The organism is Streptomyces sp. NBC_00178 (assembly GCF_036206005.1).
Classification (GTDB): domain Bacteria; phylum Actinomycetota; class Actinomycetes; order Streptomycetales; family Streptomycetaceae; genus Streptomyces.
This window is the reverse complement of sequence record NZ_CP108143.1, coordinates 6,154,695-6,181,446: the sequence shown is the minus strand read 5'-3', so window position 1 is coordinate 6,181,446 and position 26,752 is coordinate 6,154,695. Positions and strand designations below refer to the sequence as shown.

22 protein-coding genes are annotated in these 26,752 nt (G+C 71.7%); 12 read left to right on the top strand and 10 right to left on the bottom strand.

Translation table 11 applies throughout. The features are described 5' to 3' along the window. Positions 1-100: 100 nt before the first annotated feature. From OHT61_RS27025 to OHT61_RS27005, 5 genes are all read right to left on the bottom strand, one after another. Positions 101-1,045, bottom strand: coding sequence for a S66 peptidase family protein (locus OHT61_RS27025; protein ID WP_329041786.1), 945 nt, complete (start codon positions 1,043-1,045; stop codon positions 101-103). Next, the gene (locus OHT61_RS27020; RefSeq protein ID WP_329041785.1) at positions 1,042-3,042 is read right to left on the bottom strand and encodes a S9 family peptidase; all 2,001 of its coding nucleotides are present in this window, start codon (positions 3,040-3,042) and stop codon (positions 1,042-1,044) included. The genes OHT61_RS27025 and OHT61_RS27020 overlap by 4 nt, the downstream gene beginning before the upstream one ends. Before the next feature lie 21 nt (positions 3,043-3,063). Further along, a complete protein-coding gene (locus OHT61_RS27015; protein ID WP_329041784.1) occupies positions 3,064-4,407 on the bottom strand; it encodes a M20/M25/M40 family metallo-hydrolase in 1,344 nt (447 codons plus the stop codon). Beyond that, a complete protein-coding gene (locus OHT61_RS27010) occupies positions 4,400-5,233 on the bottom strand; it encodes a M55 family metallopeptidase (RefSeq protein WP_329041783.1) in 834 nt (277 codons plus the stop codon). Before OHT61_RS27010 ends, OHT61_RS27015 begins: the two co-directional genes overlap by 8 nt. Positions 5,234-5,464: 231 nt before the next feature. Then, positions 5,465-6,466 carry an aldo/keto reductase gene (locus OHT61_RS27005; protein ID WP_329041782.1) on the bottom strand — a complete coding sequence of 334 codons (1,002 nt, stop codon included), beginning with the start codon at positions 6,464-6,466 and terminating at the stop codon, positions 5,465-5,467. Between the two features lie 125 nt (positions 6,467-6,591). Here OHT61_RS27005 and OHT61_RS27000 point away from each other — a divergent pair, with 125 nt between their 5' ends. Further along, on the top strand, positions 6,592-7,488 hold the full coding sequence (locus OHT61_RS27000) for a LysR family transcriptional regulator (protein ID WP_329041781.1): 897 nt from the start codon (positions 6,592-6,594) through the stop codon (positions 7,486-7,488). A 93-nt stretch (positions 7,489-7,581) separates the two neighbouring features. Here the strand turns inward: OHT61_RS27000 and OHT61_RS26995 are convergent, their stop codons facing one another. The 3 genes from OHT61_RS26995 to OHT61_RS26985 form a co-directional block, all read right to left on the bottom strand. Then, entirely contained in the window at positions 7,582-10,053 is a 2,472-nt protein-coding gene (locus OHT61_RS26995) for an MFS transporter (protein ID WP_329041779.1), read from the bottom strand. Between the two features lie 199 nt (positions 10,054-10,252). Next, positions 10,253-10,696 carry an SRPBCC family protein gene (locus tag OHT61_RS26990; protein ID WP_329041777.1) on the bottom strand — a complete coding sequence of 148 codons (444 nt, stop codon included), beginning with the start codon at positions 10,694-10,696 and terminating at the stop codon, positions 10,253-10,255. 243 nt (positions 10,697-10,939) lie between these two features. Continuing rightward, positions 10,940-11,326, bottom strand: coding sequence for a VOC family protein (locus tag OHT61_RS26985; RefSeq protein WP_329041775.1), 387 nt, complete (start codon positions 11,324-11,326; stop codon positions 10,940-10,942). 162 nt (positions 11,327-11,488) lie between these two features. Between OHT61_RS26985 and OHT61_RS26980 the strand changes: the two genes are divergently transcribed. The 3 genes from OHT61_RS26980 to OHT61_RS26970 all read left to right on the top strand — a co-directional run bounded on the left by OHT61_RS26980 (position 11,489) and on the right by OHT61_RS26970 (position 14,862). Continuing rightward, entirely contained in the window at positions 11,489-12,532 is a 1,044-nt protein-coding gene (locus OHT61_RS26980) for an Rv2578c family radical SAM protein (protein WP_329041774.1), read from the top strand. Positions 12,533-12,659: 127 nt separating this feature from the next. Continuing rightward, the gene (locus tag OHT61_RS26975) at positions 12,660-14,252 is read left to right on the top strand and encodes an alpha/beta hydrolase (RefSeq protein WP_329041772.1); all 1,593 of its coding nucleotides are present in this window, start codon (positions 12,660-12,662) and stop codon (positions 14,250-14,252) included. A 37-nt stretch (positions 14,253-14,289) separates the two neighbouring features. Beyond that, positions 14,290-14,862, top strand: coding sequence for a GNAT family N-acetyltransferase (locus OHT61_RS26970; RefSeq protein WP_329041771.1), 573 nt, complete (start codon positions 14,290-14,292; stop codon positions 14,860-14,862). Here OHT61_RS26970 and OHT61_RS26965 read toward each other — a convergent pair. Further along, on the bottom strand, positions 14,840-15,412 hold the full coding sequence (locus tag OHT61_RS26965; protein WP_329041770.1) for an adenylosuccinate lyase: 573 nt from the start codon (positions 15,410-15,412) through the stop codon (positions 14,840-14,842). The genes OHT61_RS26970 and OHT61_RS26965 overlap by 23 nt on opposite strands. A gap of 344 nt (positions 15,413-15,756) precedes the next feature. On the opposite strand from OHT61_RS26965, the gene OHT61_RS26960 reads away from it, so the two are divergent. Then, the gene (locus OHT61_RS26960) at positions 15,757-17,538 is read left to right on the top strand and encodes a 3-hydroxyacyl-CoA dehydrogenase family protein (RefSeq protein WP_329041769.1); all 1,782 of its coding nucleotides are present in this window, start codon (positions 15,757-15,759) and stop codon (positions 17,536-17,538) included. A 91-nt stretch (positions 17,539-17,629) separates the two neighbouring features. After that, the gene (locus OHT61_RS26955; RefSeq protein ID WP_329041768.1) at positions 17,630-18,454 is read left to right on the top strand and encodes a TetR family transcriptional regulator; all 825 of its coding nucleotides are present in this window, start codon (positions 17,630-17,632) and stop codon (positions 18,452-18,454) included. 9 nt (positions 18,455-18,463) lie between these two features. Here OHT61_RS26955 and OHT61_RS26950 read toward each other — a convergent pair whose 3' ends face one another. Then, positions 18,464-19,249 (bottom strand): restriction endonuclease, encoded by a 786-nt coding sequence (locus OHT61_RS26950; protein WP_329041767.1) that lies wholly within the window; start codon positions 19,247-19,249, stop codon positions 18,464-18,466. Between the two features lie 127 nt (positions 19,250-19,376). On the opposite strand from OHT61_RS26950, the gene OHT61_RS26945 reads away from it, so the two are divergent. The 6 genes from OHT61_RS26945 (at position 19,377) to OHT61_RS26920 (ending at position 26,626) form a co-directional block, all read left to right on the top strand. Beyond that, on the top strand, positions 19,377-20,168 hold the full coding sequence (locus OHT61_RS26945) for a GNAT family N-acetyltransferase (protein ID WP_329041766.1): 792 nt from the start codon (positions 19,377-19,379) through the stop codon (positions 20,166-20,168). A 361-nt stretch (positions 20,169-20,529) separates the two neighbouring features. Next, positions 20,530-21,867 carry a crotonyl-CoA carboxylase/reductase gene (ccrA, locus tag OHT61_RS26940; protein ID WP_329041765.1) on the top strand — a complete coding sequence of 446 codons (1,338 nt, stop codon included), beginning with the start codon at positions 20,530-20,532 and terminating at the stop codon, positions 21,865-21,867. Between the two features lie 8 nt (positions 21,868-21,875). Then, positions 21,876-23,888 carry a protein meaA gene (locus tag OHT61_RS26935; RefSeq protein ID WP_329041764.1) on the top strand — a complete coding sequence of 671 codons (2,013 nt, stop codon included), beginning with the start codon at positions 21,876-21,878 and terminating at the stop codon, positions 23,886-23,888. Further along, a complete protein-coding gene (locus OHT61_RS26930; protein ID WP_329041763.1) occupies positions 23,885-24,880 on the top strand; it encodes an HpcH/HpaI aldolase/citrate lyase family protein in 996 nt (331 codons plus the stop codon). Before OHT61_RS26935 ends, OHT61_RS26930 begins: the two co-directional genes overlap by 4 nt. A 1-nt stretch (position 24,881) precedes the next feature. Further along, positions 24,882-25,409: a MaoC family dehydratase gene (locus tag OHT61_RS26925; protein ID WP_329041762.1), complete on the top strand. Its 528-nt coding sequence runs from the start codon at positions 24,882-24,884 to the stop codon at positions 25,407-25,409. A 2-nt stretch (positions 25,410-25,411) separates the two neighbouring features. Then, complete coding sequence (locus OHT61_RS26920) at positions 25,412-26,626, top strand: acyl-CoA dehydrogenase family protein (RefSeq protein WP_329041760.1); 1,215 nt, start codon at positions 25,412-25,414, stop codon at positions 26,624-26,626. Positions 26,627-26,752 lie beyond the last annotated feature (126 nt).

Here is a 26,752-nt window from a genome sequence, read left to right as displayed (position 1 = left end):
ACGGGGGCGGGGTTTCACAGGACGACTTCGCCTCCGCGCCGCGCGAGGCACGCGGGTCGGGCCACCGGCCCGCACGGTGGGCGCAGCACCTGACATGACGTCAGACCAGCGCGGGCACCTGGACCGTCAGGGTGCAGCGGCCGCCGTCCGCAGGCCCGTCGAGCACGGCGGGCAGGCCGAGCGGGACGGTCAGCGCCGTGGGGCCGTGGCCGAAGCCCAGCTCCTCGACGACCGGGACACCGAGCCCGCCGAGCCGGTCGGCGAGTACCGCCCGCACCTGCTCGTAGGGCCCGCAGTCCTGCCACGACCCGCACGCCACCCCCGATATCCCGTCCAGCGCGCCGATGCGCAGCAACCGCGTCAGGATGCCGTCGAGGCGGTACGCCTCCTCGGTGATGTCCTCGATCATGAGCAGGCCGCCACGCGCGGACACCCGGGCTCCAGGGGTGCCGGCGTCGGCGGCGAGCAGGCTCACGCAGCCGCCGTAGGTGACACCCCGGGCGCGTCCGGGGACCAGCGCGGCCGCCCCGTCCAGCCCCAGGGTGCGCACCGAGTCGGGCTCGAACAGGGTGGACCGCAGGCTGTCCCGCGTGGCCTCGTCCTTGAGGAACACCTCGGTGGCGACCATCGGACCGTGGAGGGTCGAGAACCCGGCCCGCAGCGCGAACGCCTCGTGCAGGACGGTGATGTCGCTGTAGCCGACGAAGACCTTGGGCCCGGCGGCCCGGATCGCCGGCCAGTCCAGCAGGTCGACCATGCGGTGGGCCCCGTATCCGCCTCGCGCGCACAGCACTGCGTCGATCGACGGGTCGCACCACGCGTCCTGGAGGTCCCGGGCGCGGTTCTCGTCCGTGCCCGCGAGGTGGCCCAGCTCCGGGTGCGTGTCGCGCACGTGGGGCGCGACCACCGGATCGAGGTCCCAGCCCCGTAGCAGGTCGAGGCCGCGCTCCAGCCGGTCGGCGGGCACGGGCCCGCTGGGGGCGACCACGGCGACCCGGGCTCCGGGCCTCAGCCGCGCCGGGCGGACGAGCGGTTCCAGGGTCACGGCTTCAGCTCCAGTCGCGGCACGTCGGGGAGGTCGATGCCGAACGTCTGCGCGTAGAGGGAGAGTTCCGCCTCCAGTGCGCGCTTCACGGTGTCCGCGCGCCGGAAACCGTGGCTCTCCCCCTCGAAGGCGAGGTAGGCGTGCGGCACCCCGCGCCCCTCGATCGCCGCGAGGAAGCGGTCGCACTGGGCGGGCGGGCAGATCGGGTCGTCGAGCCCCTGGAGGAGTACGAACGGGGCGGTGAGACCGTCGACGCGGTGGACGGGGGAACGCTCGCGGTAGCGCTCCGGCACCTCCGCGTACGGGCCCACGAGCGATTCCAGGTACTGGGACTCGAAGTCGTGCGTCTCGCCGGTCGCCCACCCCGCCAGGTCGAGGATCGGGTAGCTGATCGCCCCGCAGGCGTAGACGTCCGTGCCGGTGAGCGACGCGGCGGCCGTCCAGCCTCCGGCACTGCCGCCCCGGATGGCCAGGCGGTCACGGTCCGCCGAGCCCTCGTCCGCCAGGCCCAGCGCGACGGCGGCGCAGTCCTCGACGTCCACCACCCCCCACTGCTCGCGGAGCCGTTCGCGGTAGGCGCGGCCGTACCCGGTCGATCCGCCGTAGTTGACCTCGGCGACGCCGAAGCCCCGGGAGGTGAAGTAGGCGATCTCCAGGTCGAGCACCAGCGGGGAGCGGCCGGTGGGTCCGCCGTGGGCCCAGATGACGTACGGCGGCGGCTCACCCTCCGGCCCGGTGCGGTCGGGGTGGCGCGGCGGGTACACGTGTGCGTGGATCTCGCGCCCGCCCGGCCCCGTGAAGGTCCGGATGACGGGCTCGGGGCAGTAGGCGGGATCCACCGCGTCCTGATGGGGCGAACCGATGGTCCGGGCGTGGCCGGTGGCGGTGTCCAGCTCCACCACCTCGTACGACGTGTGAGGGCTCGCCGCGATCCCGATGACCCGGGTGTCCTGCACGGCGAGGGTCTCGGCCCAGGCGGTCCAGGGGCCCACGGCGTCGACGAGTTCGCCGGTCTCCGGATCGAGCACGCCGAGCGAGGTGGTGCCCCGGCCGTGGATGACGGCGACCAGGCCGTTGTCCAGCAGCCGGAACCAGCGCAGGCCGATCCTCCACAGCGGCCCGCCGAACTCCTCGTCGCGCACGGCGCAGAGCCGGGTGGTGGGCACGACCCCGCCGGCCACGGCGTCCGGCCTGATGCGCTGGAGTTCCCACCAGCCGCCGAGGTCCGAGACGAAGACCAGCGAGCCGTCCCGGTCCCACTCCACCTGGACGACCGACTCGTCCGTGGCCCCGACCAGGGGGCGAACCCCGTTGAAGGCACCCTCCGGTGTGACCTCGGCGACCATCACGACGGTGCCGTCCCACGGCATCGCCGGGTGGTCCCAGGCGATCCAGGCGACGCGCCGGCCGTCGTGCGAGAGCCGGGGACCGGTGACGAACCGGTGCCGGTCGTCGCTGAGTTCGCGTACGGCGGCGCGGTCGTCCGACGCGGATCCGTCGAGCGGTACCGCGGCGATCACCCGGCGCACGTCGGTGGGCGCGTCCCCGGTGAACTCCTCCAGCACGCACCACACCTCACCGCGGTCGAGGTGCACCTCCGGATCCACCCAGCGCAGCCCCTCACCGGTGCCGGACACCGGGGTGAGCGGGCGCGGCCCGCCCTGCCCGTCCGGCTCGTAGGCGTACAGCCGCTGGTCGGCGTGGTGGACGAAGACGACCAGGGGCCCGCCCTCGTCCCGTGCCGCCCCGGCCCACGGGGTGCCGCCGTACTCGATCACGCGGCTGCGCGGGTTCCACGGTTCGGGGAGGACGGACTCGGTGCCGCCGTCGGCCCTGCGGCGCACGAGCGCGCGGCGGCCGCCCTCGGCCGGGCGCGGCTCCGTCCACCAGATCTCGCCGCCGACGGTGCCGACGAACTCGGGCTTGCCGTCGTGCGAGGCGGCGAGTGCCGCGTCGACCGGTGACGGCCACGTGCCGTACGCCGCTGTGGTCACCATGTGGATTCCCCCCGTAGTCGGTCAGGCGTTGCGCAGGAAGTGGTCCAGGACCCGGACGCCGAAGTGCAGGGCGTCGACGGGGACCCGCTCGTCGACCCCGTGGAACAGCGCCTGGTAGTCGAAGCCGACGGGCAGCTTGAGCGGTGAGAAGCCGTAGCCGGTGATCCCGAGCCGGGAGAACTGCTTGGCGTCCGTGCCGCCCGACATGCAGAACGGGACGACGTGGGCGTCCGGGTCGAACAGCTCCAGCGCGGCCCGCATCCCGGCGTACGTCGGTGAGTCCACCGGTGCTTCGAGCGCGACCTCCTTGTGGTCGAACTCCCACCGGACACCGGGCCCGGTCAGCCGGTCGAGGGTCTCGCGGAACTCGTCCTCGCCACCCGGCACCATGCGCCCGTCGATGTGAGCGGTGGCGTGTCCGGGGATCACGTTGACCTTGTAACCGGCGTCGAGCATCGTCGGGTTACTGCTGTTGCGTATGGTCGGCTCGATCAGGGCGGCGGCCGGACCGAGCTTGCCGAGGAGTTCGTCCACGTCGAATCCGGGCTCGTCTGGATCGACGCGGATGTGGTGCAGCGCGGCGATCTCGACGAGCGCCGCGCGTACGGTCGGTGTCAGCCGCACCGGCCACTCGTGCGCGCCGATGCGGGCGACGGCGGCCGCGAGGGCGCTGACGGCGTTGGCCCTGTTGACCTTGGAACCGTGGCCGGCCTTGCCCTCGGCGGTCAGCTTGAGCCAGCCCGTCCCGCGCTCGCCCGCCGCGACGGGGTAGAGCGCCAGGCCCGGCCCCGCGTGGAAGGTGAAGGCACCGGACTCGCTGATGCCCTCGGTGCAGCCCTCGAAGAGTCCGGCGTGCCGGTCCGCGAGGAATCCGGCTCCGTCGTTCGCGCTGGCCTCCTCGTCGGCCGTGTAGGCGACGACGATGTCGCGGCGCGGGCGGACTCCGGCGCGCGCCCAGGCGCGGACGACGGAGAGGACCATCGCGTCCATGTTCTTCATGTCGACGGCGCCGCGTCCCCACACGACACCGTCGCGCACCTCACCGGAGAAGGGGTGGACCGACCAGTCGGCGGCCTCGGCGGGCACCACGTCGAGGTGTCCGTGCACGAGCAGCGCGTCGGCGGACGGGTCGGTGCCCTCGATCCGGGCGACCACGTTGGTCCGGCCCGGGGTGCGCTCCAGGAGGGTGGGTTCCAGGCCCGCGTCGGCCAGCCGTTCGGCGACGTACTCGGCCGCCGGGCGTTCCCGGCAGGTGCCGTCCCCGCGGTTGGTGGTGTCGATCCGGATCAGCTCGGAGGTGAACCTCACCGACTCGTCGAGCGCCCGCTCGTCGACCGGTCCGTCCGGGTTGCCCGTCTCAGCCATACTGTTCCTCCACGGCGGCCGACACGATCGTCGTCACCGCCTTGAACGTGCGAATTCCTTCGTACATCGTCCCGCTGGTATAGGCGACGCGCCGCTCTCCGCTCGGCGCCACGCCGGGGACCACGGTGGCGGCCCCCGCCAGGTGCTCGGCGTCGAACTCCAGCTCCACCGTGAAGGAGCCGCCCGTCACGGGTGCGTGGCGCACCGCGAGCGGGGTCGCGTCGGCCGCCGCCGCCCGGATGTCCGCGGCGGTCCGGACGGGTGTGCGGCACACCGCCGCGTAGCGCGAGACGTAGTCCTTCACCGCGACCTTGCGGGCATCCGGGGCGTAGATTCCGGCGTCCACGCAGGTCAGGTCGTCGCCGGTGACGAGGATGACCGGGACACCGTATTCGGCGGCCACATGGGCGTTGAGCAGGCCCTCACTCGCGCGGACGCCGTTCAGCCAGACCCCGGTGACGGAGTTGGCCAGGTAGGTGTGGGCCAGCACGCCCTCCGTGCCCGCGCCGGTGTGGTAGCCGACGAAGGCGAGCGCGTCGACGTCGCCGTGCTGGATGCCCTCGACCATCGACAGGGTCTTGTGTCTGCCGGTGATCATCTGGACGCGCTCGTCGAGCTGCTCCAGGAGCAGGTTGCGCATGGACCAGTGGGCTTCGTTGACGAGCACCTCGTCCGCGCCGCCGTCGAAGAAGCCGAGCGCCGCCGCGTTCACGTCGGAGGTGAACATCGAGCGGCAGCGCTCCCACTGCGGTGTCCCGGGCAGCACGTCGGCCGGCCAGGTCACTCCGGTGGCGCCCTCCATGTCGGCGCTGACGAGGATCTTCACGGTGCGCGGTCCTGTCACTGGTCGGTCGGTCCCCCGCCCGTCTCCGGGAAGAGGATCTTCGTGCCGCATCACGGTACGCGCCGGAACAGCACCGGGCCAGAGCCTCCGTGATCTGTCACTGGTCCAGTCCGGTGACAGTCGCCCGTCCGGGTCGCCCGCCCCACGGGCGCGGTCCCGCGGGCCAGCCGTCCGCCGCCGCGCGGGGAGGCACGGCGGCGGACGGTTTCCGGGTCAGGGACGCGTGGTGCTCTTGACGAGCTCCTCGATACGGGCCAGCTCGTCGTCGCCGAACTCCAGGTTGCCCAGGGCCTCGACGCTGTTCTCCAGCTGGGCGACGCTGCTGGCGCCGACGACCGCGGAGGTCACCCGGCCGCCGCGCAGCACCCAGGCCAGCGCCATCTGGGCCAGGGACTGGCCGCGCTCGCGCGCCACCTCGTTCAGCTCACCGAGCCGGGCGACCAGGTCCGGGGTGACGGCCTCGGCCGAGAGGAACGGGCTGGTACCCGCCGCGCGCGAACCCTCGGGGATGCCGCGCAGGTAGCGGTCGGACAGGATGCCCTGCTCCAGCGGCGAGTAGGCGATGGAACCGGCGCCCAGCTCGTCCAGGGCGTCCAGCAGTCCGTCCTCGACCCAGCGGTCCAGCATGGAGTAGCGGGGCTGGTGGATCAGGAGCGGGGTGCCCAGCTCGCCGAGGATGCGGGCGGCCTCACGGGTCTGCTCGGCCGAGTAGTTGGAGACGCCGGCGTACAGCGCCTTGCCCTGGCGGACCGCGGTGTCGAGGGCACCCATGGTCTCCTCGAGCGGCGTGTCCGGGTCGAAGCGGTGCGAGTAGTAGATGTCGACGTAGTCGAGGCCCAGCCGGGTGAGGCTCTGGTCGAGGGAGGCGCGCAGGTTCTTGCGCGAACCCCACTCCCCGTACGGGCCCTCCCACATGTGGTAGCCCGCCTTGGTCGAGACGACGATCTCGTCCCGGAGGCCCGCGAAGTCCGACTTCAGGGCGCGGCCCATGGCGATCTCGGCCGAGCCGGGCGGGGGGCCGTAGTTGTTCGCCAGGTCGAAGTGGGTGATGCCCAGGTCGAAGGCCCTGCGCAGGATCGCGCCCTGGCTCTCGGGCGTGCGGTCGCCTCCGAAGTTGTGCCAGAGGCCGAGCGACAGCGCGGGCAGCAGCAGGCCGCTGCGTCCGGTGCGCCGGTAGGGCATGGCGGAATAGCGGTCGGCGGACGGAAGGTACATGCGGGAACTCCACGGGACATGGCGTCGGCGCGCCAGGTCTGGTGCGCGTGCTCCAGCCTTGCGCAGAATGATCCAGCGGTCCAACAGGAGATTCCGCTGGGATTCATCGATTACATTGCTCAATCATGGAACTGCGTCAGCTGGAGCACTTCGTCGCCGTCGCCGAGGAGCAGCACTTCACCCGCGCGGCCGAGCGACTGGCCGTCTCCCAGTCCGGGCTGTCCGCGTCCGTACGGGCCCTGGAGCAGGAGCTGAGGGCGCCGCTGTTCAGCCGCACCACACGCTCGGTCCGGCTGACGGAGGCCGGACAGGCACTGCTCGTCGAGGCGGAGCGCACCCTGGCGGGCGCCAGGGCCGCGAGGGACGCCGTCGACGCCGTACGGGGGCTGCTGCGCGGCACGCTCACGCTCGGGGTGGAGCAGTGCGTCGCCGGGGTGAGCCCCGCGCGGCTGCTGGGGGCGTTCCGCCGGGAGCACCCGCACATGGAGATCCGGCTCCGGCAGGAGGGCACGTCCAGCCTGCTGGAGGGGGTCGCGGGCGGCAGGCTGGACCTGGCGTTCGCCGCGACGGTCAGTCCCCCGGAGTGGCGGGGCGATCTCGTGCCGCTGGCGCGGGAGCCGATGGTCGTCCTGTGCGCCCCCGGGCATCCGCTGGCCGCTACGGGGACGCGGCCGGTCGCCTGGAGCGCCCTGGACGGCGAGTCGTTCATCGACTTCCACCCGGACTGGGGGCCGCGGCGGGCGGCGGACGAGGCCTTCGCCGCCGCGGGGGTGCGCCGCACGGTGGCGCTGGAGGTCAGCGACGTGCACAGCCTGCTGGAGCTGGTGCACCAGGGCCTGGGGATCGCCGTCGTGCCGCACCACTTCTCCCGCAAGCCGGAGGCCCGGGGTCTGGTCACGGTGGAGGTCGACGGCGCGGAGCCGGCGGTGTACCGCAGCGTGGTGGTGCTCCCGCCCGCCGGGACCATGAGCCCCGGGGCGCGGGCGCTGATGGCACTGGTCCGCGAAGCACCGGTGCGCTGACGGGGGCCTACCGCGCCCCGCCGACCACACCCCCGGCGGGCGCGCTTCAAAGACCGCGTGGCCCGGCCGGACGCCTCCGGCCGGGTGCGGTGCTCAGTCCTCGTGCCCCAGCTGCAGATCGCGCTCCGTACGCCCGCCGCCCGGGAGTTGAAGCACGGTGGCCACCGGCGGGTATCCCGCGGCGATCACGGTGTACTCGCCGGTGGACAGGTCCACGAACCGGAACGCCCCGTCCGCGCCGGTGGTGAGCGTGCCGGCCACGTTGCCCGCGGCGTCCAGCAGCGTGACCCGGGCGTCCTCGACGGGCCTGCCGCCGGGGGCCCGCACGATGCCGCGCAGCACGGCGCCGCCCGCCAGTTCGATGTCCTGGCGGGTCTCCCTGGCCGCCTGGACGCTCACGGGGAGCGCGGCGGGCCGGAAGGCCGGGGCGCTGGCGGCCAGGGTGTACTCACCGGCCACCAGCTCGCTGATGACGTAGGCGCCCTCCCGTCCGGTCCGGGTGGTCGCGACGACTTCGCCGCGCACGTCGGTGAGGGTGACCGCCGCGTCGCGGACCGGGGCGCCGTCCGGGGTGAGGACGGCGCCGGCGAGCCGCCCGGCCCCTCCGAGCACCACGTCGAGGTCCACCGGCCGCTCGCCCACCGTGACGCTGACGGCCTGCGGCTGGTGCCCGCCCGCCGCGGCGATGAGCACGTACGCTCCGGCGCCCGGCGCGCCCAGCGCGTACCGCCCGTCGTCGTCGCTCGCGCCCCGCCCGACCTGCTGCCCCTGCACGTCGATGAGGGTGAGCGCGGCGTGTCCCACCTTGGTGCCGTCGGAGTGCTGGACGCTGCCGCGGACCGGGATCCCCGGCAGCGCGCCGGCGGTGGACGGGGCGGGGTCGATGCGCGCCGCCGGGATCGCGGAGTGGGGCGTCGAGGGGTCCGCGGCTTGGGGGGTGTGGTGGGACACCAGCGGTTTCTCCTTGAGGAAGAAGGCGAGGAACAGGCCGAGCAGGAGCACCGGCACGAGGTACAGGAAGATGCGGGGCATCGCGTCGGCGTAGGCCCGGACGTACGCGTCGCGCAGCGCCGGTTCCATGGCGTGCACCAGCTGCGGGGTGATGGACTCCGCGGCGGGGAGTCCGGCCCCTTCGGGCAGCCGCACGGCCAGCGCGTCGGCGAGGCGCCCGGCGAAGAGGGTGCCGAAGATCGCCGCCCCCACGCTGCCGCCGATCTGGCGGAAGTAGTTGTTGGCGCTGGTGGCACTGCCGAGGTCCGCGGGGCGTACGGAGTTCTGCACGGCGAGCACGAGCACCGGCATCACCAGGCCGATGCCGATGCCGAGCACGGCCTGCCAGATGCCGTACTCGGTCGCGGACGTCCCCGTGTCGAGCCGGGACAGCAGCCACATGCCCACGGCCGAGACGGCGCTGCCGAGCAGCGGGAAGATCCGGTAGCGGCCGGTCCTGGAGATCAGCTGGCCGGAGACGATGGAGGCGCCCACGATGCCGCCCATCATGGGGAGCATCAGCAGGCCGGACTCGGTGGCGCTCGCGCCCTCGACCATCTGCAGGTACGTCGGCAGGTAGCTGGCGGCACCGAAGAGGGCGACGCCGACGACCGCGCCCACCAGCGCCGTGACGTTGAAGACCGAGTCGCGGAACAGCCGCAGGGGGATGACGGGTTCGGCGGCGCGGTGCTCGACGGCGACGAAGAGCACCGCCGATGCGACGGCCCCGGCGGCGAGCCCGGTCACGGTGCGCGAGCCCCAGGCGTACTCGGTGCCGCCCCAGCTGGTGAGCAGCACCAGGCAGGTCGATCCGGCGGCGAGCAGCAGGGCGCCGAGGACGTCGAGCCGGGGGCGTACGGACGGCTTGGGAAGCTTCAGGACCAGGGCGATGACGGCGAGGGTGACCAGCCCGAACGGCACGTTGACGTAGAAGCACCAGCGCCAGGAGGCGTGGTCGGTGAAGAAGCCGCCGAGGAGGGGGCCCGCGACGGACGCGAGGCCGAACACCGCGCCGATGAGCCCCATGTAGCGGCCGCGTTCACGGGGCGGCACGATGTCGGCGATGATCGCCTGGACACCGATCATGAGGCCGCCGCCGCCGATGCCCTGGACGGCGCGGAAGGCGATGAGTTCGTTTATCGTGCGGGACCAGCCGGCGAGGGCGGAGCCGATGACGAAGACGACGATCGCGAACTGGAAGACGCCCTTGCGCCCGAAGAGGTCCCCGAGCTTCCCGTAGATCGGCAGGCCGATCGTGGAGGCGAGCAGATAGGCGGTGACCGCCCAGGACATCTTGTCCAGGCCGTGCAGTTCGCCGACGATCTTCGGCAGGGCCGTGGCGACGATCATCTGGTCGAGCGCCGCGAGCAGCAGGGTGAGCATCAGTCCGAGGAAGACCATGCGGATCCGGCGGGGACTGATCTCACCGGCCGTCAGGGCCGCCCCGGCGGAGGGCGGCGGCGGGGACGGGGGTTTTGTCGCCGCGGCGAGCGGCACGGTGTCCGCCACGGCGCCGGGCGGCCCCCAATCGGTGCCTCCCGGCTCGTCTTTCACCAGAGTGATCCCACCCACCACGTGACGCTCCCCTCGTCGCAGCTGCGCCGCCCATTTCTCGCATCAGGCGGCAAGGCGGGGCAAACGCGACCGGGCGCATTCACGGCGCGCGCAGAGGGCTTATGCGCCGGTGGGAGGCACTACGGCGCACAACCGGCCTCTCCGGAAAACCACTCGTTCCGGTGAGGCCGGTGCGACGCCAACAGCAGGGGGGACAGGCCTACTTCTCGACCTCGGCGGCGAGGTTCTGCAGCACCTCGTCGTAGATCCGGCCGAGCCCCTTGGGTGCGAAGGTCTTCTCGAAGAACCCGCCGATGCCGCCGGCGCCGTTCCACACCGTCGACACGACGGCCTTGGAGCGGCCCTCACCGGCCGGGGTCACCGTCCAGGTCGTCACCATCGAGGAGTTGCGGTCCTTCTCGACCAGCTGTCCGTCGGTGGGCTCGGTCACCTCGAGCAGGCAGTCGCGGACCCGCTTGCTCGTCGCCTGGAGCTTCCAGTGGACGAGCGTGCCCTCGCCGTCCCCGCCCTCGCGCACCTCGTACTCGCTGAAGTGCCCGGTCAGGACCTTGCCCCGGACCTCCTTGTAGTCGGCGAGCGCGTCGAACACCGTCTCTGCGTCCGCCGCGATGATCCGCTCTGTGGTGGCCTCGACCTGCGCCATGCCTGTTCCTCCAGCACTCGGGTGTTCGGGGTGCTGATGAGCCAACCACCTCGGGCACGACCCCTCAAAATCGGGCCCGGGGCGGGGCCGGGTGTGCATGGGCGGGGAACCGCGCGAAGTCGGCGCCCCGCGGGCCCTGTTCGCCCGCGGTGGCCCCGGCACACGAAGGGCCGGGGCACACGAAGGGCCGGGGCACGCGAAGGGCCCGGGCACGGAGCGAGCGGCCGTGCGGGCGGCCGGTGCTCAGGGGCGTCGCGCCGCGAGGACGCAGAACTCGTTCCCCTCCGGGTCGGCGAGCACGACCCAGCTCTCGTCCCCCTGGCCCACGTCGGACCGCCGGGCCCCCAGGGCGAGCAGGCGGGCCACCTCCTCGTCCTGCTCCCTGTCGGCCGGGCTGACGTCGAGGTGGAGCCGGTTCTTGACGGTCTTGCCCTCGGGCACCCGCGCGAAGGTGAGCACCGGCGGTACCGGGCCGGGGCGCCCCCCGCCCGCGTCGGCCACCGCCGGGCCGATGGTGACGAGCCCGTCCCCCGTGTCCCGTACGCCGTAGCCCAGGACCGCGCACCAGAACCGGGCGAGCGTTGCGGGGTCGGCGCAGTCGATGCCGAGCTCGGTGAACTTGCTGGTCATGCAGGACCTCCTGGTCGGTGACGGACGTGCCGGAACCCGTGCGCCCGCGGCGCCCGGCGAAGGGCCGCGGACAGGCCCCGTGTGCGACTGCCCACGTTCCGCCGCGCACGATCAAGGGAACACATGTTCTATTCTCTGCGCAGTACTACCGAGGAGGCGCCCATGCGCTGGGACAATCTGACAGAGAACACCGCGAAACAGGGCAATGCCGCGCTCTTCGCTGCGGACGCGGTGACCACCCGCACCTTCGACACACCCGAATTCCGGGGCATCACCTTCCACGAGATCCGGGCCCGCTCGATCGTGAACCGGGTGCCCGGCGCCTCCCGCATGCCGTTCGAATGGACGGTGAACCCCTACCGGGGCTGCTCCCACGCCTGCGTCTACTGCTTCGCACGCAAGACGCACAGCTATCTCGACCTCGACACCGGCCTCGGCTTCGACTCCCAGATCGTCGTCAAGGTCAACGCCGCCGAACTGCTGCACCGCCACCTCTCCTCGCACCGGTGGCACGGCCAGCACATCGCCATGGGCACCAACGTCGACTGCTACCAGCGGGCGGAGGGCCGCTACCGGCTGATGCCCGGCATCATCGCGGCGCTGCGCGACCACGCGAACCCCTTCTCGATCCTCACGAAGGGCACGCTGATCCTGCGCGACCTCGACCTGCTGCGGCAGGCCGCCCAGGTCACCGAGGTCGGCGTCAGCGTCTCCGTGGGCTTCACCGACCGCGAGCTCTGGCGCACGGTCGAGCCGGGCACGCCGGCCCCCGAGCGGCGCCTGGACGTCGTCCGCGCCCTGGCCGGCAACGGGATCGGCTGCGGGGTGCTGATGGCACCGGTCATCCCCTTCCTCGGCGACCACCCCGACCAGCTGCGTGCCACGGTCCGCGCCATCGCCGAAGCCGGGGCGACCTCGGTGACCCCGCTCGTGCTGCATCTGCGGCCGGGCGCACGCGAGTGGTTCATGCAGTGGCTGGCGCGCCACCACCCCCACCTCGTACCGCGCTACGAGCGGATGTACGCCGACGGGGCGTACGCCCCCACCTGGTACCAGCGGGGCATCACCCGCCGGGTGCACGAGCTGGCCGCCGAGTTCGGCATCGGGCCCGCCGACCGGGGAGGCGCCCGCCGGATCACCCGGACCGGCACCCCGGACACGCCGGACGCCGCCACGGACGGCCCCACCCAGCTGACCCTGCTCTGACCTCACCCGTCTCCCTGCCCGAACGGGTCAACTCGCGGCGTCAGGTGTCCTGCCGGTGCCGGATCCGGGAAGCATGCGGCGGGGGCTGTGCCACCCACAGCCGCATCGCCTTATCCCGGGAGGCCGTATGACGAAACGTGCAGGAATTCTGGTCGCGGTGGGTGCCACGGTCGCCGGCCTGGTGACCGCCGCCCCGTCCACCGCGTCGGCGCGGTCCGCGGGGACGGACGGCGCCGTCCCGCGTGCGGCCGCGCCCCTCAAGTGGAAGGCCTGCGGGACGAAGGCGTACCCGGCCCTGCAGTGCGCGACCGTCCGCTCCCTGCTCGACCATGACAACCCGTCGGGCATGCGGATCACCCTCGCGCTCTCGCGCATCCCGCACACGGCGAAGACCTTCCAGGGCCCGCTCCTCGTCAACCCGGGCGGCCCCGGGGGCAGCGGTCTCTCCATGGCGGGCTTCGTCGCCGCCTCGCTGCCCAAGGCGGTCGCCGCGCAGTACGACGTGATCGGGTTCGACCCGCGCGGGGTCGGGAAGAGCACCCCGGCCCTGGACTGTCTGCCGAAGTACTTCGCCCCGGTGCGCCCCGACAGCGTCCCGGACTCGGACGAGGCCGAGCGGACGGCACGGAACAGGGCCGCCTCCTTCGCCACCGCGTGCGGCGAGAAGCACGGCGACCTGCTGCCGTACATGGACACGGTCAGCGCCGCGAAGGACCTCGACGTCATCCGCGGGGCCCTCGGCGCCCAGCGGATCAACTACTTCGGCTACTCGTACGGCACCTACCTCGGCGCGGTCTACGCCAAGCTCTTCCCCGAGCGCGTGCGCCGCCTGGTGCTGGACTCGGTCGTCGATCCGGACGGCGTCTGGTACGAGGACAACCTGGGCCAGGACCACGCGTTCGACGCCCGCCACAAGGCCTTCGCCGCGTGGGTCGCGAAGAACGACGCCACCTACGGGCTGGGCAGCGACCCGGCCCAGGTCGAGAGCGCCTGGTACTGGATGCGCGCCGAGGTCAAGGACCACCCGGCGGCGGGCAAGGTGGGCCCGGGCGAGCTGGAGGACACCTTCATGCCCGGCGGCTACTACGACGGGTACTGGCCCCGCCTGGCCGAGGCGTTCGCCGCGTACGTGAACGACGGCGACCAGGACGCGCTCGCCACCGCGTACGAGGACTTCGGCGCCGTGGACCGGAGCGGCGACAACGGCTACTCCGTCTACACGGCCGTGCAGTGCCGCGACGCGGGCTGGCCCCGGACGTGGAGCGCGTGGCGCGACGACACCTGGGACGCCCACCGCAAGTCGCCGTTCATGTCGTGGAACAACACCTGGTACAACGCCCCGTGCGCGACCTGGCCGGTGGAGCCGCTGGAGCCCGTGCGGGTCACCAACGACAGGATCCCGCCGGCCCTCCTCTTCCAGGCGACGGACGACGCGGCCACCCCGTACGAGGGCGGTGTCACCATGAGCCGCCGGCTCAAGGGCTCCGGCCTCGTCGTGGAACAGGGCGGCGGCAACCACGGCATCACGCTCAGCGGAAACAGCTGCCTGGACAAGCACCTGACGGCCTATCTGGCCGACGGCACCCTGCCGAAGCGCGGCGGCAGCGGCGCGGACGCGGTCTGCGACGCACTGCCCGAGCCGAAGGCGGTCGCGTCCACGAAGGCCGCGGCGAACACGAAGGGCAGCACCCTGCACGGCCTCCTCGGCTTCCGCGGCTGAGAAATCACGGTGCCCCGGGCCGGGGGCGTGCGCCAGGATGGGCCGCGTGACCACACGCCCCACCGCCGCGCACGCCCCCGGTGTGCGCGTACGCGACATGACACTCGCCGACTGCGACGCCGTGGCGGAGATACGGGTCCGCGGCTGGCGGCACGCCTACGCCGGTCTCGTCCCGCAGGCCCACCTCGACGCGATGCACGCCCCACGGGACGCCGAGCGGCGCCGGGCCGGTCTCCTGTCGGCGGGAGGCCCGGTGAACCTCGTGGCCATGGCCGCGGACACCACCGTGACGGGCTGGGCGTGCCACGGTCCGTGCCGCGACGGCACCGGCAGGCCCGCCCGCGCCGAGCTGTACGCGCTCTACGTGGACCCGGACAGCATCGGCACGGGCACCGGGCGCGCGCTCCTGGAGCGGGCGACGGCCCGCGCCGGGGCGGACGGCTTTCGCGAGATGGCGCTCTGGGTGCTGAAGGAGAACACCCGGGCGCGGCGCTTCTACGAACGGGCGGGATTCCGGCCGGACGGCGCGGAGGAGGCCGTCGAGACGGGCGGCGCCCTGCTCCCCGAGGTCAGGTACGTACGCGCGCTCAGTCCGGTGGAAGCCGGCTGAGGGCCGCTGCCGCCGCCGTGCCGAGGCGCGGGTGGGGCAGCGCCGCCTCCAGGACCGGGCGGGCCCTGCCGTCCTCCAGGTCCCCCAGCCCCTCGACACAGGCGAGCGCGACGCGCCAGTGCGGCTCGTCGGGGGTGAGCAGCCGTTGCAGGGTGCTGACCAGGGCGGGCACCGACTCGGGCGCGCGCAGGGCGGTCAGCAGCCGCACCGGATACAGGGCGTAGGCGGTCCGCATGCTGTTGGTGGCGAGTGCGGCCGCCGCCCTGGGCGTCCGGGGGTCGCCGAGGAGCCGGAGCGCGTGCGCGGCCGATACGCAGCGCTCGGGATCGCGGTGGTTCAGGAGGAGGACCAGCGCCTCGAAGGCCCGGCGGTCGCCCCGGCAGCCGAGGCGGAACGCCGCGATCTCGCGTGCCCACAGGGGGTGTTCACGCTCCACGAGGACCTGGGCCAGTTCCTCGTGGTCCTCAGTGGCGAGCAGCGCGCGCAGGGCCTCCGACTCGCCCGCCTCGCCCGCGATCCGGTCCGTCAGCGAGCGGAACTCCTCATCCATGACGCTGAGTTTATCTCCGCACACCCAACGTGTCCGGCGAACTGTGTGCCAGTGCACATCCGGCCAGGGCTGGCGCGCTCGTTACTCGCCGGTTAAGCTCAGGTGAGCGGGACACACACCCGCAGGCTCCGGTGGCCTGGTGACGCAGCCACCTGGAGTGCTTGTCGGTTCGGCAGTTCGTGAGACGTGGCTCCGGGACAGAGCCCGTCACCTTTCCCCCCGGTGCGCGCGAGTGCCCGGGACCGTGCACCACGACACGCGATTTCCGCACACCGGGCGCCGGTCGGTCCGACCGCACGCGCCGCCGTGCTCCTCACAGTCGTCACTCACCCTGGAGTCCCGTGATGGACATCCCCCTCAGCACCATTGCCGTCGTCGGCCTCGGCACCATGGGAACCGGCATCGCCGAGGTCCTGGCCCGGGCGGGCCGCGAGGTCGTCGGCATCGACGTCAGCGAAGCCGCCGCGCGTCAGGCCGTCGCCTCCCTGGAGGCCTCCACCGCTCGCGCCGTGAGCCGTGAGCGGATCACCGAGCAGGAGCGGCGCGACATCCTGGCCCGCTTCCGCACGTTCTCCGACCTGCAGGCCGCCGCGGACGCGGAGCTGGTGATCGAGGTCGTGCCGGAGACGTACGAGATCAAGCAGCAGGTCTTCCGCGAGCTGGACGCGGTGGTCTCCCCCACCGCGATCCTGGCGACGGGCACGAACGCCCTGTCGGTGACCCGGCTGGCCGCCGAGTCGCAGCACCCCGAACGCGTCCTCGGCCTGCACTTCTTCAACCCCGCGCCCGCGATGAAGCTCGTCGAGGTGGTCTCCTCCGTGCTGACCGCCCCGCCCGCCGTGGAGAGCGTCACCCGGCTCGCGCGTGAACTGGGCAAGGAGCCGGTCGCGGTCGGCGACCGCCCGGGATTCGTCGCCGACGGCCTGCTCTTCGGCTACCTGAACCAGGCCGCCGCGATGTACGAGGCGAACTACGCCTCCCGTGAGGACATCGACGCGGCCATGAAGCTGGGCTGCGGACTGCCCATGGGCCCGCTGGCGCTGCTCGACCTCATCGGCATCGACACGGCCAGGACGGTCCTGGAGGCCATGTACGCGGCGTCGCACGACCGGCTGCACGCCCCAGCCCCGGTGCTGGGCCAGCTGACCGAGGCGGGTCTGACCGGGCGCAAGGCGGGACGCGGTTTCTACACGTACGACGCACCCGGGAGCCAGACCGTGGTGGCGGACGCCCTGACGCCGGCGGAGAACACCGGCACGGTCGCCGGGCGCCCGGTCGCGTCGGTGGGTGTCGCCGGTTCGGGCACGATGGCCTCGGGCATCGCGGAGGTCTTCGCGAAGGCCGGTTACTCCGTGGTCCTCGCCGGGCGGAGCCAGGAGAAGGCTGACAGCGCCAAGGCGCGGATCGCCAAGTCCCTGGGGCGTTCGGTGGCCAAGGGCCGGATGTCGGAGGAGGCCAGGGACGAGACCCTCGCCCGGGTGACCGCGTCGGGGTCGCTGGACTCCTTCGCCGACGTCGACCTCGCGGTCGAGGCGGTCGCCGAGGACCTGGACGTCAAGCGTCAGCTGTTCCAGACCCTGGACAAGGTCTGCAAGCCGGGTGCGGTGCTGGCGACGACCACGTCGTCGCTGCCGGTGGTGGCGGTCGCCAGGGTGACCTCGCGGCCCGAGGACGTCGTCGGGATGCACTTCTTCAACCCCGCGCCCGCGATGAAGCTGGTCGAGGTGGTCCGCACGGTGCTGACCGCCGACGACGTGCACGCCACCGTCCGCGAGGTCTGCGTGAAGGTGCGCAAGCACCCGGTGGACTGCGGCGACCGGGCCGGTTTCATCGTGAACGCGCTGCTGTTCCCCTATCTCAACAACGCGATCAAGATGGTCGAGGAGCACTACGCGACGCTCGACGACATCGACGCGGCCATGAAGCTGGGCGGCGGCTACCCCATGGGCCCGTTCGAACTGCTCGACGTGGTCGGCCTGGACGTCTCGCTCGCGATCGAGAAGGTCCTGCACAGCGAGTTCCGCGACCCGGGGCTCGCCCCGGCGCCGCTGCTGGAGCACCTGGTGGCCGCGGGCTGCCTCGGCCGCAAGACGGGGCGCGGCTTCCGCGAATATGCCCGGCGCTGAGCCGGGGGCCAGGTGGGGCGGGCTGCTCGGACCCCCGGGCGACCCGCCCCCGCGGGCGCACTCCCCGGCGGCGATGGGTTACGTTCACACCATGTCCCAACCCGCCAAGTCCCCCCGTTCCTCCGCCGCGACGGACGCCCCGGAGAGCGCCGCCGGCACCCGCGCCGCCGCCCAACGGCTGAAGATGCGCCGCGAACTGGCCGCCGCGGCCATGGAACTCTTCTCCACGAAGGGGTACGAGGCGACGACGGTCGACGAGATCGCGGGGGCCGCCGGGGTGGCACGGCGGACGTTCTTCCGCCACTTCCGCTCCAAGGAAGAGGCCATCTTCCCGGACCACGACGACACCCTCGTCAGGGCCGAGGCCGTCCTGAACGCCGCACCCGCGCACGAGCACCCGCTCGACACCGTGTGCCGCGGCATCAAGGAGGTCATGCGGATGTACGCGGCGAAGCCCGCGGTCTCCGTGGCGCGCTACAAGCTGACCCGCGAGGTGCCCACGCTCCGGGAGGCCGAGATCGCCTCGGTGGCCCGCTACGAGCGACTGTTCACCCGTTATCTCCTGGGCCATTTCGACGAGCGGGACCACCACGTCGGCAACGACGACCCCCTGCTGGCCGAGGTCGCCGCCTCCGCCGTGGTGACCGCGCACAACCATGTGCTGCGGCGCTGGCTGCGGGCGGGCGGCCAGGGGGACGTGGAGGCGCAGCTCGACCACGCGTTCGCGATCGTGCGCGAGACCTTCGGCACCGGGATCGGAGCGGGGCGCACCGTGGGCGGTGACCCCGCGAGGACCTCCGCCGCCCCCGCGGCCTCCGTGTCGGCGGAGGGCGAGGTGCTGGTGGCCGTGGCCCGCGTCGACGCCCCGCTCGACGAGGTCATGCGCACGATCCGGAAGGCGCTGGAGGAGCGCTGAGCGGCGCCTTCACCCCGTGACGGGCTCCGCGGCCATCGTGCCGCCGGGCTCCACGGGCGCCCCGGCGTGCCAGGGCGGGGCCGCACTGCCCTCGCTCCACGCGGTGAGCCCGTCGAGGTCGACGCAGAGGATCCCGCACTGCTCGGCGTACTCCAGAGCGGGCCCGGTGAACGCGCCGGTGGTGACGACCACGGCCGCCTCCGCGCCGTGCACCGCGTAGCAGGTGCCCCCGAAGCGCTGGAGGTCCTGGGATCCCACCTTGTTGTCGGCCGTGTACCGCTTGCACTGGACGACCAGGCGCCGGCCGTCCGGCAGGGTGGCGACGACGTCCGCGCCGAGGTCGCCGGCGCCCCCGACGACCTCGGCGTCCCGGCAGCCGTCGCGTCGGCAGAGCCCGGCCACGGCCTCCTCGAACTCGTACGGGTCCAGGGCCGCGTAGTCGACCGGTACGGGGCGCCGCAGTTCTTCGGTGGCCGCCACGGTCTCCGCGGCGGTCTGCTCCTCCAGGGCGGCGTCCACGACCTCGTACGCGGCCTCCAGCGCCGCCGCAGCCGCGTCGGCGGCCGCTCTCCGGTTGCGGCGCCCGCGCAGGAGCGCGGCGGCCCCGGCCACCAGCAGCGCGGCGACGACCACGGCGACGGCCGGGTGCCGTTCGGCACTGCGGAGGACCGCGCGCACCGTCAGGCCCGCGCCGCAGACGAGGACGGCGAGGAGTGTGAACCCGAACGCCGTCCGCCGCAGGTCGAAAGCATGGCCGCGCCCCTCGCGGCCGTGTCTGCGCACCCGTATCGCCATCGTCCTGCCCGCCCCTGTCCGCCGTGCCCGATCAAGATCACTTCCACCTGCCCCGAACCCGCGCGTTGACGCCGCCGGAGGGAGAAACCGGTGGTCGGGCAGGGTGCGGACGTGCTCGGATGCACCCATGGAAACCGATGAGATGCTGACTGTGTTCGACCGCGAGATGCGCGAACACGCCCGCCCCGACGGTCCCGGCACACGGGTCGAGCGAGCGGGCGACGTCGTGCGGCGGACCGGCGGCGCCGACGACTGGAACGGCGTGGTGTGGACAGCCCCCGGCCTCTCCCCCGGCCGCGCCCGGACGGAGATCGCGGCGCAGGTGGAGTACTACACCGCCCTGGGAATCCCCGAGTTCGAGTGGAAGCTGTACGCACACGACGACCCGCCCGGGCTCGGCGCGCTCCTGTCGGCCGCCGGATTCGCGGCCGAGCCGCCGGAGACGCTGCTGGTCGCACCGGCGGCGGATCTGGCCGCGCCCGCCGAGCTCCCCGAGGGGCTGACGCTGCGGACGGTGACGGACGCCGCCGGGGTGGAGCTGATGGTGCGGGCCCATGAGCTGGCGTTCGGCACGGACGGTTCGCGGCTGCGGCACCAGAGCCTGGCCCGGCTCGCGGAGGCCCCCGACACGTTCGTCGCGGTGGTGGTGACGGCCGGGGACGAGCCGGTGAGTTCCGCCCGGATGGAGCTGTACCCGGGGACGGGCTTCGCCGGGCTCTGGGGAGGGGGCACGTCGGCCCCCTGGCGGGGCCGGGGGGTGTACCGCGCGCTGGTCGCCCACCGGGCCCGGATCGCGGCGGACCTCGGGTACCGCTTCCTGCAGGTCGACGCGACCGGGCTGTCGGCCCCGATCCTCGGGCGGCTCGGCTTCACCGCCCTCGGGACGACGACGCCGTACGTGTACCGCACCACGCCGTAGGGCCGTCGCCCACGGGATCAACCAGGCATACCGGCCATGATGTTGCTCATGCGTGCCTACGAGATGACAACTGAGAGAAATTGTTGGCACTGGGTGCCTTGCCACCTGTCACGGAGTGCCATACGTTGAAGGAGTCCGGGCGGCCGGCGTGCAGAGATCTCTCGTACGCCGGCTGTCCCCGCAGACCACGTGTCCGCGCGCCCGGGCGCCTGCGTCACAGGCAACCCTTCTGCTCCACCGAGCAGGCCACGCACCACCCGCCGAACCGACGGCACACCTCCACACCGCACGCTCCCCTGCCCATAGGGGTCCCTCCGGCGTTCCCTCGACGCCGGAGACCCGATCTGCCGGAGGCATCACCGTGAAGGAAATCCTGGACGCGATCCAGTCGCAGGACAGCACGGCCGCGGACTTCGCCGCCCTGTCCATCCCCGAGTCGTACCGCGCGGTGACCGTGCACAAGGACGAGGCGGAGATGTTCGCCGGGGTCGCCAGCCGCGACAAGGACCCGCGCAAGTCCCTCCACGTCGAGGACGTGCCGGTGCCCGAGCTCGGCCCGGGCGAGGCCCTGGTCGCCGTCATGGCCAGCTCGGTGAACTACAACTCCGTCTGGACCTCGATCTTCGAGCCGGTCTCGACCTTCGGCTTCCTGGAGCGCTACGGCAAGCTCAGCGACCTCAGCAAGCGCCACGACCTGCCCTACCACGTCATCGGTTCCGACCTGGCGGGCGTCGTCCTGCGCACCGGCCCCGGCGTCAACGCCTGGAACCCGGGTGACGAGGTCGTCGCACACTGCCTCTCGGTCGAGCTGGAGTCCTCCGACGGGCACAACGACACGATGCTCGACCCCGAGCAGCGCATCTGGGGCTTCGAGACCAACTTCGGCGGCCTCGCCGAGATCGCGCTCGTGAAGTCCAACCAGCTGATGCCGAAGCCGAAGCACCTCAGCTGGGAGGAGGCCGCCTCCCCGGGCCTGGTCAACTCCACCGCGTACCGCCAGCTCGTCTCGCGCAACGGCGCCGGCATGAAGCAGGGCGACAACGTGCTGATCTGGGGCGCCAGCGGCGGACTCGGCTCCTACGCCACGCAGTTCGCGCTGGCCGGCGGCGCCAACCCGATCTGTGTCGTCTCCAGCGACCAGAAGGCGGAGATCTGCCGGAAGATGGGCGCGACCGCGATCATCGACCGCAGCGCCGAGGGCTACAAGTTCTGGAAGGACGAGCGCACCCAGGACCCGAAGGAGTGGAAGCGCTTCGGCAAGCGCATCCGCGAGTTCACCGGCGGCGAGGACATCGACATCGTCTTCGAGCACCCGGGTCGCGAGACCTTCGGCGCCTCGGTCTACGTCACCCGCAAGGGCGGCACCATCACGACCTGCGCGTCCACTTCGGGCTACATGCACGAGTACGACAACCGCTACCTGTGGATGTCGCTGAAGCGGATCATCGGCTCGCACTTCGCCAACTACCGCGAGGCGTGGGAGGCCAACCGCCTCATCGCCAAGGGCAGGATCCACCCGACGCTCTCCAAGGTCTACTCCCTGGAGGACACCGGCCAGGCCGCGTACGACGTGCACCGCAACCTCCACCAGGGCAAGGTCGGCGTCCTCGCGCTCGCCCCCCGGGAGGGCCTCGGTGTGCGCGACACGGAGCTCCGCGAGCAGCACGTCGACGCCATCAACCGCTTCCGCAACGTCTGAGGTCCACCATGACCGAACGTCAGAAGGACCGTCCGTGGCTCATGCGGACCTACGCCGGTCACTCGACCGCCGAAGCGTCCAACGAGCTCTACCGGCGCAACCTCGCCAAGGGGCAGACGGGTCTCTCGGTCGCCTTCGATCTGCCCACGCAGACCGGCTACGACCCGGACCACGTCCTCGCCCGCGGCGAGGTGGGCCGGGTCGGCGTGCCCGTCTCGCACCTCGGTGACATGAGGCGGCTGTTCCAGGACATCCCCCTGGAGCAGATGAACACCTCGATGACGATCAACGCCACCGCCATGTGGCTGCTGGCGCTCTACCAGGTGGTCGCCGAGGAGCAGGGCGCCGACCCGGACAGGCTCCAGGGCACGACCCAGAACGACATCGTCAAGGAGTACCTGTCCCGGGGAACGCACGTCTTCCCTCCGGGCCCGTCGCTGCGGCTGACGACGGACATGATCACGTACACGGTCAACCGCATCCCCAAGTGGAACCCCATCAACATCTGCAGCTACCACCTGCAGGAGGCCGGAGCCACGCCGGTCCAGGAGATCGCGTACGCCATGTCGACGGCCATCGCGGTCCTCGACGCGGTGCGCGACTCCGGCCAGATCCCCGAGGAGAGGTTCGGCGATGTCGTCGCCCGCATCTCCTTCTTCGTGAACGCGGGCGTCCGCTTCATCGAGGAGATGTGCAAGATGCGCGCGTTCGGCCGCATCTGGGACCGGGTCACGCGCGAGCGCTACGGCATCGCGAACGCCAAGCAGCGCCGCTTCCGTTACGGGGTGCAGGTCAACTCCCTGGGGCTGACCGAGGCGCAGCCGGAGAACAACGTCCAGCGCATCGTGCTGGAGATGCTGGCCGTCACCCTCTCCAAGGACGCCCGCGCCCGCGCTGTGCAGCTTCCCGCCTGGAACGAGGCGCTGGGACTGCCCCGCCCGTGGGACCAGCAGTGGTCGCTGCGCATCCAGCAGGTGCTCGCGCACGAGAGCGACCTGCTGGAGTACGAGGACATCTTCGCCGGTTCGCACGTCATCGAGGCCAAGGTGGACGAGCTGGTCACCGAGTCACTGGCCGAGATCGACCGGATCCAGCAGATGGGCGGCGCGATGGCCGCCGTCGAGTCCGGGTACCTCAAGTCGGAGCTGGTCTCCTCGCACGCCGCCCGGCGTGCCCGGATCGAGGCCGGCGACGAGAAGATCGTCGGCGTCAACATCTACGAGACGACCGAGCCCAACCCCCTGACCGCCGATCTCGACGCCGCCATCATGACGGTGGATCCCGAGAACGAGGCCAGGGTCGTGGCCGCGCTGCACGAGTGGCGCGACAACCGCGACGAGGCCCGCGCCACCGAGGCGCTGACCGCCCTGAAGAAGACCGCGGCGGGCACCGGGAACCTGATGGAGGCGACGGTCGAGTGCGCCCGGGCGGGCGTCACCACGGGCGAATGGGCCTGGGCCCTGCGCGACGTGTTCGGCGAGTTCCGGGCGCCCACGGGCGTCTCGTCCGCGCCGGTCGCGGTCACCGCGGAACCCGGCACCCCGCTCGCCCTGGTACGCGAGAAGGTGTCCCGCACCGCGGACGACCTCGGGGTGGGCCGGCTGCGCCTGCTGGTCGGCAAGCCGGGCCTCGACGGGCATTCCAACGGCGCCGAGCAGATCGCCGTACGTGCCAGGGACGCCGGCTTCGAGGTGGTCTACCAGGGCATCAGGCTGACCCCGGAACAGATCACGGACGCCGCGCTGGCCGAGGACGTGCACTGCGTCGGGCTGTCCATCCTGTCCGGCTCGCACGCCGAGCTCGTACCGGACGTGCTGAACCGGCTGCGCGAGGCGGGCGCCACGGACATCCCGGTGATCGCCGGCGGCATCATCCCGCAGGCCGACGCCCGGGCTCTCATCGAGGCCGGTGTCGCCGCCGTCTTCACCCCGAAGGACTTCGGCATCACGGAGATCATCGGCCGTATCGTCGACGAGATCCGGACAGCGAACAAGCTCGACCCTCTGGAGGTCCCCGCATGACCACGCCCAGCCCGTCGCCCGCCACCACCCCGGCCCCCGTGAACCGGCTGCGTCCGCGCCGTTCGTGTCTGGCCGTTCCGGGGTCGAACCCGCGGTTCCTGGAGAAGGCCCAGGGCCTCCCGGCCGACCAGGTGTTCCTGGACCTGGAGGACGCGTGCGCGCCGCTCGCCAAGGAGGGCGCCCGGCACCACATCGTCGACGCGCTCAACGGCGGCGACTGGACCGGCAAGACCCGGGTCGTCCGGGTGAACGACTGGACGACCCACTGGACCTACCGTGACGTCATCACGGTCGTCGAGGGCGCGGGCCCGAACCTCGACTGCATCATGCTTCCGAAGGTCCAGGACGCGCAGCAGGTCATCGCGTTGGACCTGCTGCTGACCCAGATCGAGAAGACCATGGGCTTCGAGGTCGGCCGGATCGGCATCGAGGCGCAGATCGAGAACGCCAAGGGCCTGGTGAACATCGACGACATCGCCGCCGCCTCGCCGCGCCTGGAGACCCTGATCTTCGGCCCCGCCGACTTCATGGCCTCGATCAACATGAAGACCCTGGTCGTCGGCCAGCAGCCGCCCGGCTACCCGGCCGACGCCTACCACTACATCCTGATGCGCATCCTGATGGCGGCCCGGACGCACGACCTCCAGGCGATCGACGGCCCCTTCCTCCAGATCCGCGACGTGGACGCCTACCGCGAGGTGGCCGGCCGTGCCGCGGCCCTGGGCTTCGACGGCAAGTGGGTGCTGCACCCCGGACAGGTGGACGCGGCGAACGAGGTGTTCTCGCCGTCGCAGGAGGACTACGACCACGCCGAGCTCATCCTGGACGCCTACGACTGGTGCACGTCGGAGGAGGGCGGGAAGAAGGGCTCCGCGATGCTCGGCGACGAGATGATCGACGAGGCCAGCCGCAAGATGGCCCTGGTCATCGCCGGCAAGGGCCGTGCAGCCGGCATGCAGCGCACCTCCAAGTTCGAAGCTCCGGAGGCCTGACATGCAGTTCGGCCGCACTTTTGAGGAGTTCGAGGTCGGTGCTCTCTACAAGCACTGGCCCGGGAAAACGGTCACGGAATACGACGACCACCTCTTCTGCCTGCTGACCATGAATCACCATCCGCTGCACATGGACAGCAATTACGCCGAGCGGACGACCGATTTCGGCAAGAACGTCGTCGTGGGCAACTACATCTACTCGTTGCTGCTCGGGATGTCGGTGCCGGACGTCTCCGGCAAGGCGATCGCCAACCTGGAGGTGGAATCGCTGAAGCACGTCGCACCCACCTTCCACGGCGACACGATCTACGGCGAGACGACCGTGCTCGACAAGACCCCGTCGAGGTCCAGGAGCGACCGCGGCGTCGTCCACGTCGAGACGAAGGGGTACAAGCAGGACGGCACGCTCGTCTGCGTGTTCCGCCGCAAGGTGATGGTCCCCACCGAGACGTACATCAAGGAGCGGGGCGGCGAACAGCCCGGCCGCCCGGAGCCGATCCAGCCGCCGCAGAAGAACGTGGAGAAGTAGCCATGAGCCGACTCGCGCAGACCGCCGGCCTGACGGACGTCCAGCAGGAAATCCTCTCCACGGTCCGTGATTTCGTCGACAAGGAGATCATTCCCGTCGCGACCGCGCTGGAGCACCGCGACGAGTACCCGACGGAAATCGTCGAAGGACTCAAGGAACTCGGCCTGTTCGGGCTGATGATTCCCGAGGAGTACGGCGGTCTGGGCGAGTCGCTGCTCACCTACGCGCTGTGCGTCGAGGAGATCGCCCGCGGCTGGATGAGCGTGTCGGGCATCATCAACACGCACTTCATCGTGGCGTACATGCTCAAGCAGCACGGCACGCAGGAGCAGAAGGACACCTTCCTCCCGCGCATGGCGCTGGGCGAGGTGCGCGGCGCGTTCTCGATGTCCGAGCCGGCGCTGGGGTCCGACGTGGCGGCGATCTCCTCGAAGGGCGTCCGCGACGGCGACGAGTACGTCCTGGACGGCCAGAAGATGTGGCTGACGAACGGCGGATCCTCCACGCTCGTGGCCGTCCTGTGCAGGAGTGACGAAGGACACTTCCCTGACGAGGCGGCCGCCGCGCCGCACAGGTCGATGACGACCTTCCTCGTCGAGAAGGAGTCGGGTTTCGGCGAGGTCCGTCCCGGACTCACGATCCCCGGGAAGATCGACAAGATGGGCTACAAGGGCGTCGACACGACCGAACTCATCATGGACGGACTGCGCATTCCGGCCAATCGTGTTCTGGGCGGCACCACCGGCCGAGGTTTTTACCAAATGATGGACGGTGTCGAGGTAGGACGGGTGAATGTCGCCGCACGTGGCTGCGGTGTCGCGCAACGTGCATTCGAACTGGGTGTTTCGTACGCCCAGCAGCGTGAGACCTTCGGAAAACCCATCGCCCAGCACCAGGCGATCCAGTTCAAACTGGCCGAAATGGCCACCAAGGTCGAAGCGGCCCATGCGATGATGGTCAACGCAGCACGCAAAAAGGACTCCGGGGAGCGGAACGACCTGGAGGCAGGGATGGCGAAGTACCTCGCCTCCGAGTACTGCAAGGAAGTCGTCGAGGACGCCTTCCGTATCCACGGCGGCTACGGCTTCTCCAAGGAGTACGAGATCGAGCGCCTCTACCGTGAGGCCCCGATGCTGCTGATCGGTGAAGGTACCGCCGAGATCCAGAAAATGATCATCGGTCGCCGGCTGCTCGAGGAGTACCGACTCCAGGGCTGATTGTCCCCTTCGAGATGATTTGGTGGCGAAGAACATCACACCCTGTCAACCTCGTCCGGAGCCTTTCAGCTGTCCGACTCGGCTGCTGGCTTGCCCAGTTGCCGCTCGCACCCGATAGCATCGCCG